This is a genomic window from Pseudomonas sp. 14A, from assembly GCF_018132745.1.
GTDB classification, from domain to species: domain Bacteria; phylum Pseudomonadota; class Gammaproteobacteria; order Pseudomonadales; family Pseudomonadaceae; genus Aquipseudomonas; species Aquipseudomonas mercuritolerans.
Map to the genome: position 1 here is coordinate 1,006,622 of NZ_JAGRQJ010000003.1, position 13,577 is coordinate 1,020,198.

The following is a 13,577-nucleotide window of genomic DNA, read 5'->3' on the forward strand; positions in this document are numbered from 1 at the left end:
TCCAGGCCTTTAGGGGAGGGGATTCAGGGGGTAACGACCGAGTTCAGCGGGAACATCGAACTCGATGGGCGATCGCCTCACGCGAGTTTCGAGGGGCCCGGCTGTTGCCGGTCTGCGAAGGCGCGCGATTTTATCAGGCTTGAGGGGCAGCGGCCATCCTCGCACCGACGGGCAGGGCCATATCGGCGGAAATTTTTTGCAATCGCAGGCTATGACTGCCTGTATAAGGTGTGGCGATTAACCGTCTATCGTTAGGACTGTGCAAAAACTTACCGCCACCGTGTGAATGTTTCGCCAGGGGTGGGGGTCACAGCCTTGCTCAAACGGTTCACGCGGCGTGTTCCAGCCGCTCCTGTCGACGGGAATTTTCCATGCGTTTTTGTAAATTATTGTTTGTAGGCTGCCTGACGCTGGTCAGCCTGGCGAGCCATGCCGAAAACCTCAAAGGCCTGTATCAGGTGCGTCAACCGGTCAACGGCCAGGCGCCGGAAGAGCGCGATCGCGCCACGCAGGCGGCGCTCGATACCTTGGTGCTGCGCCTGACCGGCGACCCGAAAGCCGCGCAGAACCCGGGGCTGGCGCCGATTCGCAAGGATCCGCAGCAGATCATCAGCCAGTTCGGTTTCGATGCCGGGCCACCGGAAGTGCTGAAAGTCGACTTCGATCCGGCAACCACCGAGCAGGCCTTGCGCCGGGCCGGGTTGCCGGTGTGGGGCGCCAGTCGACCGTCGATCCTCGGCTGGTGGCTGAACGATTCAACTGAAGGTGCGAGCCTGGTCGGTGATGGTCAGGCCGCAGCCGCAACGTTGCGCACGGCCGCACAACATCGCGGTTTGCCACTGCGTTTGCCACTGGCTGATCTCAGTGAGCAACTGGTCGCCAACGCACCTGCGCTGGAAAGCGCTGATCCCGCGCCTCTGCGCAGTGCTTCGGAACGCTACAACGCTGACGCCTTGCTGGCGGTGCACGCGCGCGAAGAGGGCGGGCAGTGGCAGGCGAAATGGCGCTTGTGGCTCGGTGATCAGAAAGAGGCCGGCAGCGTACAGGGCGCCGATCAGGCAGCTGTTGCCGATGCGGTGATGCTGGCGGTAGCCGAGCGTCTTGCGCCGCGATTTGTCGCCAAGCCCGGCGCGTCGGGTCAGCAGACCCTGGAAGTGCAGGGCATGAATCTGGAGCATTATGCGGCGCTGCTGCGGTTACTCGAACCGTTCGGCGTGCGTCTGCAAAGCGTGCAGGGTGATCGGATCGTCTACCGGGTCAATGGCAGCGTCGATCAATTGCGCGCGCAATTGTCGCTGGCGAAGTTGCAGGAGCTGCCGGCCGAAGTGCCGGCCCCGGTGGCGCCTGCCCAGCCAGCGGCGGATGGTACGCCTGCGGTCGCAGCGCCGACCCCGGCAGCGGCGACACCGTCGTTGCGGTTTCGCTGGTAAGTCTTTCCTTATATAGAAGCATCAGGAGTGGTAAATGGCCGATACGCGGCGTTGGTTCTGGCTCGGTGGGGTAGTCCTGCTTTGCGCGTTTGTATGGTTGCTGCACCCGATCCTCACGCCGTTTCTGGTCGCGTTGTTGCTGGCTTATCTGTTCGATCCGCTGGTTGATCGTCTGGAGCGGCTCGGGCTGTCGCGAACCTGGGGCGTGATTGCCGTGTTTGCCTTGTTCACCTTGATCGTCACGGCGTTGATGCTGGTGCTGGTACCGATGCTCGCCAAGCAGCTGGTGCGTCTGTACGAGCTGGCGCCGCAGATGCTCGACTGGTTGCAGCACACCGCTGTGCCGTGGGCGCAAGCGAAGCTTGGTTTGTCGGACGGTTTCTGGAAATTCGACAAGGTCAAAGCCGCGATCAGCGAGCACATGGGCCAGACCACCGACATCGTCGGCGTGGTGCTGAGTCAGGCCACGGCCTCGAGCCTGGCGCTGATCGGCTGGCTGGCGAATCTGGTGCTGATCCCGGTGGTGAGCTTCTATCTGTTGCGCGACTGGGACGTGATGATGGGCAAGATCCGCAGCCTGCTGCCACGTGATCGCGAAGAGCGCGTGGTTGCGCTGGCGGGTGAGTGCCACGAAGTGCTCGGCGCATTTGTGCGTGGACAGTTGCTGGTGATGGTTGCGCTGGGTGTGATTTACGCCGCTGGCTTGATGGTCGTCGGTCTGGAGTTGGGGCTGTTGATCGGCCTGATTGCCGGGCTCGCAGCGATCGTGCCGTATATGGGGTTTGTCATCGGCATCGGTGCGGCGTTGATCGCCGGGTTGTTCCAGTTCGGTGGCGATCTGTACCCGATGGTCGGGATCGTCGCAGTGTTCATGGTCGGTCAGGCGCTGGAAGGCATGGTGCTGACGCCACTACTGGTCGGGGATCGTATCGGCCTGCACCCGGTGGCGGTGATTTTCGCTATTCTGGCTGGCGGCGAGCTGTTCGGTTTTACCGGGGTGTTGCTGGCGCTGCCGGTGGCGGCGGTGATCATGGTGCTGGTGCGTCATGTCCACGACTTGTATAAGGATTCCGGGATCTACAGCGGCGTTGACGAACCTGAGCTTTGATGGCGCGGGCCGCCCGGCGCTTGGCCGGGCTGGCCCGTTTCGTACGAGCGAGGGCGCCAGAGAATCTGTCATCAAACCGCTGCGTCAACGCAAACCTTTGATTTTGCTTGGGGTCTGTCGCATTGTGCGCTCAGCCTCACGGGTATAAACTTCGCCAACTTTACACAGAGGCCACTAACGGTTCCTTTGAGAACTGTTCAGTCAGCATGAAACCGATTCAGCTGCCCCTAGGTGTGCGTCTGCGTGACGACGCCACCTTCATCAACTACTACCCAGGCGCCAATGCCGCTGCACTCGGCTATGTCGAGCGTCTCTGCGAAGCCGACGCCGGGTGGACGGAGAGCCTGATCTACCTGTGGGGCAAACACGGCGTCGGGCGCACACATCTGTTGCAGGCCGCGTGCCTGCGCTTCGAGCAGATGGGCGAACCGGCGGTGTATCTGCCGCTGGCCGAGTTGATGGATCGCGGCGTGGAAATCCTCGACAACCTCGAACAGTACGAACTGGTCTGCCTGGATGACTTGCAGGTGATTGCCGGCAAGGCGGACTGGGAAGAGGCGATGTTCCATCTGTTCAATCGTCTGCGTGACAGCGGTCGGCGCCTGCTGATCGCCGCGTCCACTTCGCCGCGCGAATTGCCAGTGAAGCTCGCCGACCTGAAATCGCGCCTGACCCTGGCGCTGATCTTCCAGATGCGCCCGCTCTCCGATGAAGACAAACTGCGTGCGCTGCAATTGCGCGCGTCACGTCGTGGGTTGCACCTGACCGATGAAGTCGGGCACTTCATTCTCACTCGCGGCACGCGCAGCATGAGCGCGCTGTTCGATCTGCTTGAGCAGCTTGACCAAGCGTCCCTGCAAGCGCAACGCAAGCTGACCATTCCCTTCCTCAAGGAAACTCTTGGCTGGTAGTAGTGGGCTTTTGCCAGCTTTCAGGCGCCAGAAAACCCGCTTATTTGCGGCGATCCACCGGCCAGGCGAGTTACGCGCTTAGATGTAAACGCGAAACCGGGAAGTCACATAAAGTTCGATTGAATTTGCAAATGAGGACGATAGCGGGCATAGTCTCGGCTTCTTTACAACTATCAGCCACGGTCGTGCCCATGCTAAAGCGCTTCGCACCCCTCGTGCCTCTCGCACTCGTCACCCTGTTATTCGGTTGTGCTGCTCATTCTCCGGTTCAAGAGCCGCCGCAACAGGTCAAGAATTCTGCTACTGCCCAGTCTTCCGTTATTTACCAGGAAGAGCTGGACACCGAAAAAGAACTCAACCAGTTCAACGGCAGCAAGCCTTATCAGCTTCCTGTTCTGGCTGACAGCATCCTCGAGCGCGGCATGTCCCTGATCGGTACCCGTTACCGTTTCGGCGGTACCTCTGAAGCCGGCTTCGATTGCAGCGGTTTCATCGGTTACCTGTTCCGCGAAGAGGCGGGCATGAACCTGCCGCGCTCCACTCGCGAAATGATCAACGTTGATGCGCCGCTGGTTTCGCGCAGCAATCTTGAGCCGGGTGATCTGCTGTTCTTCGCCACCAATGGTCGTCGCGGTCGTGTCAGTCACGCCGGCATCTACCTGGGTGACAACCAGTTCATTCACTCCAGCAGTCGTCGCAGCGGCGGTGTTCGCATCGACAGCCTGGGTGACAGCTACTGGAGCAAGACTTTCATCGAAGCCAAGCGTGCACTCGCCATGGCGCCGACCGTGGTCACTGCCCGCAAGTAAGCCCGATGTCGCTGCTTCCGCGGCGACAAAACGGCACGGCAACGGAGTAGACCTAAACTTTACAAGGTGAAGTTAAAGTCTTACTTGAAGTTTGCCGCGTAGCCGCTAGAATCCTGAATCTATATTGATGGCAAACCGCCTGCGTGATGACGCAGGCGGTTTTGTTTCTGTCCATCCGGCAGAGAAAGCCGCAGCCAGATCAGGATGTTCTGCTTATGACGATGTCGGCCCGCCTCACCTTGATCCTTTGCGCCGCGCTGCTCAGCGCCTGCGCCAGCCGCACACCGCCGCCAGCCCCCGTGGTTCGCGCGCCGATCGTGTTCGCTCCCTCCCAGGCTTTTTCCCCGGTTGCTGAAGACGTGCTGTTCCGCGCCCTCGGCCTGGTCGGCACGCCGTATCGCTGGGGCGGCAACACGCCAGATTCCGGTTTCGATTGCAGTGGTCTGATCGGTTTCGTCTACCGCGACGCGGCGGGAATTTCGCTGCCACGCTCGACCCGCGAAATGATCGTCATGCAGGCGCCGAATGTCGGCAAGGAAGGCTTGCAGACCGGCGACCTGATTTTCTTCGCCACCAATGGCGGCTCGCAGGTCAGTCACGCGGGAATTTACGTCGGTGAGGGGCGCTTCGTGCACGCACCGGCCACGGGTGGCACGGTCAAGCTCGATAGCCTGTCGAAGGCCTATTGGCAGAAGGCGTATCTGAGCGCCAAGCGGGTGTTGCAGCCGGGGCAGCTGGCGCATAACCCCTAGCTCGAATGCATAACGAACTGTGGGAGCGAGCCTGCTCGCGAAGGCGGAGTGTCAGTCGACAATGATTTGACTGATAAACCGCTTTCGCGAGCAGGCTCGCTCCCACATTTTTTTACGTCGTGCTCAGCTTATTTGCTGGCCGAAACGCGCCACACCTTGTTCCCGACATCATCCGCCACCAGCAAGCCACCTTGCTGATCGATCACCACGCCCACAGGGCGGCCCAGCGCGTTCTCGTCCTTGTCGAGGAAACCGGTCAGCACATCCACCGGCTGCCCAGTCGGTTTGCCGCCAGTAAACGGCACGAAAATCACCTTGTAGCCGCTGTGCGGTTTGCGGTTCCACGAGCCGTGCTGGCCAATGAATGCGCCTTCCTTGAATTGCGCCGGCAAGCGGTTGCCATCGGCGAAGGTCAGGCCCAGCGAAGCGGTGTGCGGACCGACGGCGTAATCCGGAGCGATGGCCTTGGCCACCAGATCAGGATTCTGCGGCTTGACCCGCACATCGACGTGCTGGCCGTAGTAGCTGAACGGCCAGCCATAAAAGCCGCCGTCCTTGACCGAGGTGATGTAGTCCGGCACCAGATCGCTGCCGATTTCGTCACGCTCGTTGACCGCTGTCCACAATGCGCCGCTGGTAGGTTCCCAGGCGAGGCCGTTGGGGTTGCGGATACCCGAGGCGAAGATTCGGTGATTGCCGGTCGCGCGATCGACTTCCCAGATCGCCGCGCGGCCTTCTTCCTGATCCAGACCGTTTTCGCCAACGTTACTGTTCGAGCCGACGGTGACGTAGAGCTTGTTGCCGTCCTTGCTGGCGATGACGTTTTTCGTCCAGTGGTGATTCAGCGTGCCGCCGGGCAAGTCGACGACTTTGATCGGTTGGGTCTTGATCTCGGTGGCGCCCGGCTCGTAGTTGAAGCGCAGCAGGCGGTCGGTGTCGGCTACGTACAAATCGTTGCCGACGAGCGTCATGCCAAACGGCGAGTTGAGGTTCTGCAGAAATACCGTGCGGGTTTCTGCGACGCCATCGTGGTCGGCATCACGCAACAGGGTGATGCGGTTCGGGCTGGGTACACCGGCACCGGCCTTGCCCATGACTTTCTTCATCACCCAGCCGCGAATGCCTTTGCTGTCATCGGGCTTGGGCGGCGCATTGGTTTCCGCCACCAGCACATCGCCGTTGGGCAACACATAGAGCCAGCGTGGGTGATCGAGGCCTTCGGCAAACGCGGCGACCTGGGTGCCGGCCGCAGCGGTCGGTTTCGCACCTTCCGGCCAGCCCACCGCCGGGGCGATGTTCACTGTCGGGATCAGCGTCTTGTTCGGTTCGGGCAGTTTCGGTGACGGGCCGGTGCCGTCGGAGACTTGCAGGCTGGAGGTTTCACCGCAGGCGGCGAGCCCGCCAGCGACGGCGATGATAAGAGCGAGTTGGGCCTTGCGCATTGCTGATCTTCCCTATGAATGCATTCCTAAACATAGAGGAGGGCGCAGGCCCGATGGTTCAACTGCTCAACCGCGGGCTTCCTTTAACAGCACGGCGATGCCCGGATGATAGTTGCCCGCGTCGCTGCGCAATTTGCGATAGGCGTAGGGGAAATACCAGGCGACTGCGCAGGTGTGTTCCTTTTGCAGGTCGTCGACCATGTCCTGCAGTTCTTCAGGGCTGGCGCTGTGCTGGGCTTTTTGCGGAGCAACGAACAGGCAGCCGAGCTTGAGATCGCTGGCGTAGCTGATGCGCTTGGCATCATGGGTGATGTCGAGCAGGGCCTGGGTCAGGTTGAGGTTGTTGACCCGTGGCCAACGTTGCGTGGCCTGGATGAACGCGCGGTCGTCGCTGCCGGCGATCAGCAGATCGGCACGGGCATTGCGCTCGCCTTCTTCGTTCTGTTTGCGCGTGGCAGTGTCGTTCAGTGTCACCATTTCCGCCATCCACGCCGCTGCCGCGAGCAGGCCGAGATTGGCTTTTTCGTCGTGCCAATATGGCGTGTCGTTGTCGCCGCGAACGGTGTTGTAGCGATCGATACAGTCAAACCAGCGTTCCAGCACCGGGCGCAGGAATTCCAGGCGCGGGTTGCTGAGGATCATGCCTTGCATCGTCGTCATCCTTATTGTTGTAGTGGGCTTTTTGGAAAAAAAGCATGGCTCTTTGATATCACTTGTCACAGTCTGGCACAAGATTGCTGCTGCACATTTGATCAGCGGCAGTTATTCGCGCGCAAAGCGCCTCTTCAATTGACGCTCCACCCCCAACCCTCTAACCTTCGCCGCTTGTTTCAGGTGCTCTGTGGCCCCGCGTCGACAGAGTGAAACAGGGAAGCCGGTGAGTGTGGTCCGCAAGCGAAGCCACGACGATCCCGGCGCTGCCCCCGCAACGGTAAATGAGTGAAAACTGCGCCTTGAGCCACTGCTTCGAAAGAAGCGGGAAGGCGCGCAGTCAGGCGAAACGCCGCTCATGAGCCCGGAGACCGGCCTGATCCATCTCAGCGGCATCACGGTGGGCGATGCCAGGCTTTTTGCCGTCTATTCTTGTGCCTGCCCGCCGTTATCCAGCCTCAACGGAGAGCTCCCCCATGACTGATTCCCCCGAGCGTGACGAACGCCATCTGGCGCGCATGCAGCGCAAGAAAGCCGTGATCGACGAACGCATTGCCAACTCGCCCGACGAATGTGGCCTGGTGCTGGTGCTGACCGGCAACGGCAAAGGCAAGAGCAGCTCGGCATTCGGCATGCTCGCCCGCGCCATGGGCCACGGCATGCAGTGCGGCGTGGTGCAGTTCATCAAGGGCCGCAACAGCACCGGCGAAGAATTGTTTTTCCGCCGCTTCCCCGAGCAGGTGCGTTTCCACGTCATGGGCGAAGGCTTCACCTGGGAAACCCAGGATCGTCAGCGCGACATCGCCGCGGCGACCGCTGCTTGGGAAGTCTCCCGCGAATTGTTGCGCGACCCTTCGATCGGTCTGGTGGTGCTCGACGAATTGAACATCGCCCTCAAGCACGGCTACCTCGATCTCGATCAGGTGCTCAGCGATTTGCAGGCGCGCCCACCGATGCAGCACGTGGTGGTCACCGGTCGCGGCGCCAAGCCGGAAATGATCGAGATGGGCGACACGGTCACCGAGATGGGCATGCTCAAGCACGCCTTCCAGGCCGGGATCAAAGCGCAGAAAGGCGTCGAACTTTGAAGCAACCACGTCACTGCCCGGCGGTATTGATCGCCGCGCCGGCCTCCGGTCAGGGCAAGACCACCGTCACCGCCGCACTCGCCCGTTTGCATCGCAATCAGGGGCGCAAGGTCCGCGTGTTCAAATGCGGGCCGGATTTTCTCGACCCGATGATCCTCGAACGCGCCAGCGGTGCGCCGGTGTATCAACTGGACATGTGGATGGTCGGCGAGCAGGAAAGTCGCCGGCTGTTGTGGGAAGCCGCCGCCGAAGCCGACCTGATTCTGATCGAGGGCGTGATGGGCCTTTTCGACGGCACGCCATCCAGCGCTGATCTGGCGCGCCACTTCGGTGTGCCGGTGCTCGGCGTGATCGACGGCACCGCCATGGCGCAGACTTTTGGCGCCTTGGCGCTGGGCCTGGCGAAGTATCAGCCGGACTTGCCGTTCGCTGGCGTGCTGGCCAACCGCGTCGGCACCCTGCGCCATGCGCAATTGCTCGAAGGCAGCCTCACTGAAGGTCTGCGCTGGTACGGCGCGCTGTCCCGCGAGACCGGCATCGAATTGCCGAGCCGCCACCTCGGTCTGGTTCAGGCCAGCGAATTGAATGATCTGGATCTGCGTCTCGACGCGGCCGCCGATGCGCTGGCCAGCAGTTGCGAGGTCGCGCTGCCACCGGCCGTTGAATTCGCCGCGCCTGACCTCATCGCCGCCGAGCCTCTATTAAAAGGTGTGCGCATCGCCGTCGCCCGTGATGAAGCCTTTGCCTTCACCTATGGCGCCAGTCTCGATCTGCTGCGGGCGATGGGCGCCGAGCTGCAATTTTTCTCGCCGATCCGCGACACGCAATTGCCCGAGGCGGACAGCCTGTATCTGCCGGGCGGCTATCCAGAGCTGCATCACGTCGCGCTGGCGCAAAACGCCTCAATGCTTGCAGCAATCCGCGCGCACCACGCGGCGGGCAAGCCGTTGCTCGCCGAATGTGGCGGCATGCTTTATCTGCTGGATTCGCTGACTGATGTCGAAGGTACTCGTGCTGAGCTGGTCGGTTTGCTCAAGGGCGATGCAGTGATGCAGAAGCGTCTGGCGGCGCTGGCGTTGCAGGCAGTTGAGCTGCCGGAAGGGGAGTTGCGTGGGCATACCTATCATCATTCGCTGACTACAACCGAGCTGACGCCGATTGCCCGTGGGCTGAGTCCCAATGGCGGGCGTGGGGCCGAGGCGGTTTATCGCGAGGGACGGATGACGGCGTCGTACGTGCACTTTTATTTCCCATCGAATCCGACTGCGATTGCGGCATTGTTTGCGCCAGATCGTGAGGCCGCCTTCGCGAGCGGGCTCGCTCCCACAATGGATGACCTGAACCCTGTGGGAGCGAGCCTGCTCGCGAAAGGGCCATGACCGACAATACATTCTCCGAAGCCGAACGCGCAGCGGTCTACAAAGCCATCGCCGAACGCCGCGACATGCGCCACTTCACCGGCGGCAGCGTCGAACCGCAGCTGCTGCGCCGTCTGCTCGAAGCTGCTCATCAAGCGCCGAGCGTCGGCCTGATGCAGCCGTGGCGCTTCATCCGTATAAGCGATCGTGCTCTGCGCGGGCAGATCCGCGATCTGGTGGAAGAAGAGCGCATCCGCACCGCCGAAGCCCTTGGCGAGCGCAGCGATGAGTTCATGCAGCTCAAGGTCGAAGGCATCAACGACTGCGCTGAGGTGCTGGTCGCGGCGCTGATGGACGATCGCGAAAAACACATTTTCGGTCGGCGCACGTTGCCGGAAATGGACATGGCCTCGTTGTCCTGCGCGATCCAGAATCTGTGGCTGGCCTCCCGTGCCGAGGGCCTGGGCATGGGCTGGGTCTCGCTGTTCGAACCGCAAGCCTTGGCGGATTTGCTCAAGTTGCCGGCCGGTGCGAAACCGCTGGCGGTGTTGTGTCTGGGCCCGGTCAGGGAATTCTATCCGGCGCCGATGCTGGTACTTGAAGGCTGGGCGCAGGCGCGGCCGCTCAACGAGCTGCTGTACGAAAATTACTGGGGAGTGAGTCAATGAGTGTGGCGTTGCTGAGTGTCGCCGCAGTAGCGCTGGATGCGCTGCTCGGTGAACCGAAACGCTGGCATCCGCTGGTGGCGTTCGGCAATTTTGCCGGGCGCATCGAGCAACGCTTCAACGCCGGCGGCCGTGGCTGGCGCAGCCATGGCGTGACCGCGTGGGTGCTCGCGGTACTGCCGCTGACCTTGCTCGCCACGGCATTTTCCTGGGCGCCTTATGTCGGCTGGATTGTCGAGATTCTCGCGTTGTATTGCGCCCTCGGCATGCGCAGCCTCGGCGAACATGTTGCGCCGGTTGCGGCGGCGTTGCGCGCCGATGATCTGGACGAGGCGCGCAAGCGTGTCGGTTATCTGGTCAGCCGCCAGACCGATGAACTCGACGGCACTGCGGTTGCCCGCGCCGCGACTGAGTCGGTGCTGGAGAACGGCAGCGATGCGGTGTTCGCTGCGCTGTTCTGGTTTGTCGTCGCCGGCGCGCCGGGCGTGGTCCTGTATCGCTTGAGCAATACCCTCGATGCGATGTGGGGTTATCGCAACGAACGCTTCGAGCGTTTCGGCTGGGCGGCGGCGAAAATCGACGACGTGTTGAACTACATTCCTGCGCGTCTGGTGGCGTTGACCTACGCGCTACTGGGCAAAACCCGCCTCGCGCTCAAATGCTGGCGCACCCAGGCGCCGCAGTGGGACAGCCCCAACGCCGGCCCGGTGATGGCGGCCGGTGCCGGTGCGCTGGGCGTCGAGTTGGGTGGCCCGGCGATCTATCACGGCGAACTGCATGAGCGCCCGCAACTGGGCGAAGGTGCGCCGGCCGATGCCGATTCCATCGAGCGTGGCTGGCAATTGGTCCAGCGCGGCGTATGGTTGTGGCTGCTGATGCTTTGCCTGGGGGCGGAATTTTATGCTTGAGCACGGTGGCCGGCTGCGCAAGGCTGCACTCGATTACGGGATTGCCGAGGGCGACTGGCTTGACCTGTCCAGCGGCCTCGCGCCGTGGCCGTTCCCGATCCCGGAGATCCCGCTACGCGCCTGGGCGCGCTTGCCGGAAACCGATGACGGTCTGGAACAGGCCGCCTGCGATTACTACGGCACCGCCCAGGTGCTGCCGGTAGCCGGCTCGCAAATGGCCATCCAGTTGCTGCCGCGTCTGCGCCGGGCCGGCAAAGTCGGCGTGTTGTCGCCGTGCTATGCCGAGCATGCCGAAGCCTGGCGGCGCAGCGGTTACATCGTCCGTGAAGTGCTCGAGCAGGAAGTCGAATTCTTTCTCGACAGTCTCGATGTGCTGGTGGTGGTCAATCCGAACAACCCGACCGGACTCAGCCTGACCCCGGCACGCCTGCTCGACTGGCATGCGCGGCTGGCGCAACGCGGCGGCTGGCTGGTGGTCGACGAAGCGTTCATGGACAACACACCGCAACTGAGCCTGGCGCCCTATGCGCATCAGGTCGGGCTGGTGGTGTTGCGTTCGTTCGGCAAGTTTTTCGGTCTGGCCGGGGTGCGCCTCGGCTTTGTACTTGCTGAGCGCAAGTTGCTCAAACTGCTCGCCGAACAGGTCGGGCCGTGGGCGGTGAGCGGGCCGACGCGGGTGCTCGGTACGGCGTGCCTGCAAGACACCGAGGGTCATACCCGTCAGCGGATTCGCAGCAATGAAGCGAGCGAACGGTTGGCGGCGCTGCTGACCCGTTGCGGTTTTGCACCGCAGGGTGGCTGCGCACTGTTTCAGTGGCTGATCACCGAGCACGCCGAAGCGCTGCACGAATTCCTCGCCCGGCGCGGCATCCTCCTGCGCCTGTTCAGCCACAACAGCAGTGTACGTTTCGGCCTGCCGGCCGATGCCGCGCAAGAGCTGCGTCTCGAACAGGCTTTGCAAGCTTTCGCCAAGGACAATCCATGACCACTCTGATGGTGCAAGGCACCACGTCCGATGCCGGCAAAAGCACATTGGTGACCGCGTTGTGCCGCTGGGCCACTCGCCAGGGCGTGGCGGTGGTGCCGTTCAAACCGCAGAACATGGCGCTCAACAGCGCAGTCACCGCTGACGGCGGCGAGATCGGCCGCGCGCAGGCAGTGCAGGCGCAAGCGGCCGGTCTCGAGCCGCACACCGACATGAACCCGGTGCTGCTCAAACCCAACAGCGACACTGGCGCGCAAGTGATCATTCATGGCCGCGCGGTGACGACGATGAACGCCGTCGCCTATCACGATTACAAGGCCATCGCGATGCAAGCGGTGCTCGCCTCGCACGAGAGACTCAGCGCTGCGTATCCGCTGGTAATGGTCGAAGGCGCCGGTTCGCCGGCGGAGATCAATCTGCGCGCCGGCGATATTGCCAACATGGGCTTTGCCGAAGCGGTGGATTGCCCGGTTTTGCTGATCGCCGACATCAATCGCGGCGGCGTGTTTGCGCATTTGGTCGGTACCCTGGAATTGCTTTCACCGAGTGAACAGGCGCGGGTCAAAGGCTTCATCATCAACCGCTTTCGCGGCGATATCGCCTTGCTGCAACCGGGCCTCGACTGGCTGGAACAGCGCACCGGCAAACCGGTGGTCGGCGTGTTGCCCTACGTGATGGATCTGCACCTCGAGGCCGAAGACGGTATCGACCAACGCCAGACCGACAAGGCCGAGCAGGTGTTGAAAGTGGTGGTGCCGGTGCTGCCGCGCATCAGCAATCACACCGACTTCGACCCGCTGCGTCTGCATCCGCAGGTGGATCTGCAATTTGTCGGCCCGGGCCAGGCGATTCCCGCCGCCGATCTGATCATCCTGCCGGGCTCGAAAAGCGTGCGCAGTGATCTGGCTTATCTACGCGCCAATGGTTGGGACGCGGCAATCAATCGGCATCTGCGCTACGGCGGCAAGGTGCTGGGGATTTGCGGCGGTCTGCAGATGCTCGGCGAGCAGGTGCACGACCCCCTCGGGCTGGAAGGCGCTGCCGGCTCCAGCGCGGGGTTGGGGCTGCTGGCGTTCGATACGCAGCTCGAAGCCGACAAGCAATTGCGCAACGTGCGCGGGCGGCTGGCGTTGGAAAACGCCGCAGTCAGCGGTTACGAAATTCATGCTGGCGTAACCACCGGGCCGGCGCTGGAAAGTCCGGCGGTGCATCTGGACGACGGTCGTTGCGATGGTGCGCAGAGTGCCGATGGCCAGGTGTTCGGCACCTATCTGCATGGCTTGTTCGAATCCCCCGAGGCGAGCGCGGCGTTGCTGCGCTGGGCCGGGTTGAATGATGTGCAAGAGGTTGATTACCACGGCTTGCGCGAGCGTGATATCGAGCGGTTGGCGGATCTGGTGGAGAAGCATCTTGATACCGGGCTGTTGCGTCAGCTCTGCGGGATTTGAGTTGTCCGGGCTGGCCTCTTCG

The 13,577-nt window shown here is 62.3% G+C and carries 13 protein-coding genes and 1 riboswitch; of the genes, 11 read left to right on the forward strand and 2 right to left on the reverse strand.

The features are described from left to right. The first annotated feature begins 371 nt into the window (after nucleotides 1-371). The 5 genes from PS14A_RS07255 (at nucleotide 372) to PS14A_RS07275 (ending at nucleotide 5,010) form a co-directional block, all read left to right on the forward strand. Nucleotides 372-1,430 carry a DUF2066 domain-containing protein gene (locus tag PS14A_RS07255; protein ID WP_212615611.1) on the forward strand — a complete coding sequence of 353 codons (1,059 nt, stop codon included), beginning with the start codon at nucleotides 372-374 and terminating at the stop codon, nucleotides 1,428-1,430. Nucleotides 1,431-1,464: 34 nt separating this feature from the next. Continuing rightward, the gene (locus PS14A_RS07260; RefSeq protein WP_137215953.1) at nucleotides 1,465-2,538 is read left to right on the forward strand and encodes an AI-2E family transporter; all 1,074 of its coding nucleotides are present in this window, start codon (nucleotides 1,465-1,467) and stop codon (nucleotides 2,536-2,538) included. Nucleotides 2,539-2,744: 206 nt separating this feature from the next. Beyond that, nucleotides 2,745-3,449 (forward strand): DnaA regulatory inactivator Hda, encoded by a 705-nt coding sequence (gene hda / locus PS14A_RS07265; protein ID WP_007919828.1) that lies wholly within the window; start codon nucleotides 2,745-2,747, stop codon nucleotides 3,447-3,449. A 191-nt stretch (nucleotides 3,450-3,640) separates the two neighbouring features. Continuing rightward, nucleotides 3,641-4,258, forward strand: a complete 618-nt coding sequence (locus tag PS14A_RS07270; protein ID WP_016773699.1) for an NlpC/P60 family protein — start codon at nucleotides 3,641-3,643, stop codon at nucleotides 4,256-4,258. Between the two features lie 215 nt (nucleotides 4,259-4,473). Beyond that, nucleotides 4,474-5,010 (forward strand): C40 family peptidase, encoded by a 537-nt coding sequence (locus PS14A_RS07275; protein WP_041479547.1) that lies wholly within the window; start codon nucleotides 4,474-4,476, stop codon nucleotides 5,008-5,010. Between the two features lie 128 nt (nucleotides 5,011-5,138). Here PS14A_RS07275 and PS14A_RS07280 read toward each other — a convergent pair whose 3' ends face one another. Together PS14A_RS07280 and PS14A_RS07285 are read right to left on the reverse strand one after the other, a co-directional pair. Beyond that, nucleotides 5,139-6,452 carry a sorbosone dehydrogenase family protein gene (locus PS14A_RS07280; protein WP_212615612.1) on the reverse strand — a complete coding sequence of 438 codons (1,314 nt, stop codon included), beginning with the start codon at nucleotides 6,450-6,452 and terminating at the stop codon, nucleotides 5,139-5,141. Between the two features lie 66 nt (nucleotides 6,453-6,518). After that, on the reverse strand, nucleotides 6,519-7,103 hold the full coding sequence (locus PS14A_RS07285) for a hypothetical protein (RefSeq protein ID WP_212615613.1): 585 nt from the start codon (nucleotides 7,101-7,103) through the stop codon (nucleotides 6,519-6,521). Between the two features lie 164 nt (nucleotides 7,104-7,267). Then, a riboswitch (cobalamin riboswitch) is annotated at nucleotides 7,268-7,498 on the forward strand. An 81-nt stretch (nucleotides 7,499-7,579) separates the two neighbouring features. Here PS14A_RS07285 and cobO point away from each other — a divergent pair. Genes cobO through PS14A_RS07315 form a run of 6 tightly spaced genes read left to right on the forward strand, consistent with a single transcriptional unit; the run spans nucleotide 7,580 to nucleotide 13,555 of the window. Further along, entirely contained in the window at nucleotides 7,580-8,191 is a 612-nt protein-coding gene (gene cobO, locus PS14A_RS07290) for a cob(I)yrinic acid a,c-diamide adenosyltransferase (protein ID WP_016773703.1), read from the forward strand. Further along, nucleotides 8,188-9,570 (forward strand): cobyrinate a,c-diamide synthase, encoded by a 1,383-nt coding sequence (locus PS14A_RS07295; protein WP_212615614.1) that lies wholly within the window; start codon nucleotides 8,188-8,190, stop codon nucleotides 9,568-9,570. The genes cobO and PS14A_RS07295 overlap by 4 nt, the downstream gene beginning before the upstream one ends. Further along, complete coding sequence (gene bluB, locus PS14A_RS07300; RefSeq protein WP_130912555.1) at nucleotides 9,567-10,217, forward strand: 5,6-dimethylbenzimidazole synthase; 651 nt, start codon at nucleotides 9,567-9,569, stop codon at nucleotides 10,215-10,217. Before PS14A_RS07295 ends, bluB begins: the two co-directional genes overlap by 4 nt. Then, nucleotides 10,214-11,122, forward strand: a complete 909-nt coding sequence (gene cbiB / locus PS14A_RS07305; RefSeq protein WP_137215949.1) for an adenosylcobinamide-phosphate synthase CbiB — start codon at nucleotides 10,214-10,216, stop codon at nucleotides 11,120-11,122. Before bluB ends, cbiB begins: the two co-directional genes overlap by 4 nt. After that, the gene (cobD, locus tag PS14A_RS07310; RefSeq protein ID WP_212615615.1) at nucleotides 11,115-12,107 is read left to right on the forward strand and encodes a threonine-phosphate decarboxylase CobD; all 993 of its coding nucleotides are present in this window, start codon (nucleotides 11,115-11,117) and stop codon (nucleotides 12,105-12,107) included. Before cbiB ends, cobD begins: the two co-directional genes overlap by 8 nt. After that, the gene (locus PS14A_RS07315; protein WP_212615616.1) at nucleotides 12,104-13,555 is read left to right on the forward strand and encodes a cobyric acid synthase; all 1,452 of its coding nucleotides are present in this window, start codon (nucleotides 12,104-12,106) and stop codon (nucleotides 13,553-13,555) included. The genes cobD and PS14A_RS07315 overlap by 4 nt, the downstream gene beginning before the upstream one ends. Nucleotides 13,556-13,577: the final 22 nt, after the last annotated feature.

What these genes read in the sequence shown, in the direction of transcription:
- PS14A_RS07285 (WP_212615613.1), bottom strand. Translation starts at nt 7,103, where the DNA reads ATGCAAGGCATGATCCTCAGCAACCCGCGCCTGGAATTCCTGCGCCCG.
- PS14A_RS07260 (WP_137215953.1), top strand. Translation starts at nt 1,465, where the DNA reads ATGGCCGATACGCGGCGTTGGTTCTGGCTCGGTGGGGTAGTCCTGCTT.
- PS14A_RS07275 (WP_041479547.1), top strand. Translation starts at nt 4,474, where the DNA reads ATGACGATGTCGGCCCGCCTCACCTTGATCCTTTGCGCCGCGCTGCTC.
- cbiB (WP_137215949.1), top strand. Translation starts at nt 10,214, where the DNA reads ATGAGTGTGGCGTTGCTGAGTGTCGCCGCAGTAGCGCTGGATGCGCTG.
- PS14A_RS07255 (WP_212615611.1), top strand. Translation starts at nt 372, where the DNA reads ATGCGTTTTTGTAAATTATTGTTTGTAGGCTGCCTGACGCTGGTCAGC.
- PS14A_RS07270 (WP_016773699.1), top strand. Translation starts at nt 3,641, where the DNA reads ATGCTAAAGCGCTTCGCACCCCTCGTGCCTCTCGCACTCGTCACCCTG.
- cobO (WP_016773703.1), top strand. Translation starts at nt 7,580, where the DNA reads ATGACTGATTCCCCCGAGCGTGACGAACGCCATCTGGCGCGCATGCAG.
- cobD (WP_212615615.1), top strand. Translation starts at nt 11,115, where the DNA reads ATGCTTGAGCACGGTGGCCGGCTGCGCAAGGCTGCACTCGATTACGGG.
- hda (WP_007919828.1), top strand. Translation starts at nt 2,745, where the DNA reads ATGAAACCGATTCAGCTGCCCCTAGGTGTGCGTCTGCGTGACGACGCC.
- bluB (WP_130912555.1), top strand. Translation starts at nt 9,567, where the DNA reads ATGACCGACAATACATTCTCCGAAGCCGAACGCGCAGCGGTCTACAAA.
- PS14A_RS07280 (WP_212615612.1), bottom strand. Translation starts at nt 6,452, where the DNA reads ATGCGCAAGGCCCAACTCGCTCTTATCATCGCCGTCGCTGGCGGGCTC.
- PS14A_RS07315 (WP_212615616.1), top strand. Translation starts at nt 12,104, where the DNA reads ATGACCACTCTGATGGTGCAAGGCACCACGTCCGATGCCGGCAAAAGC.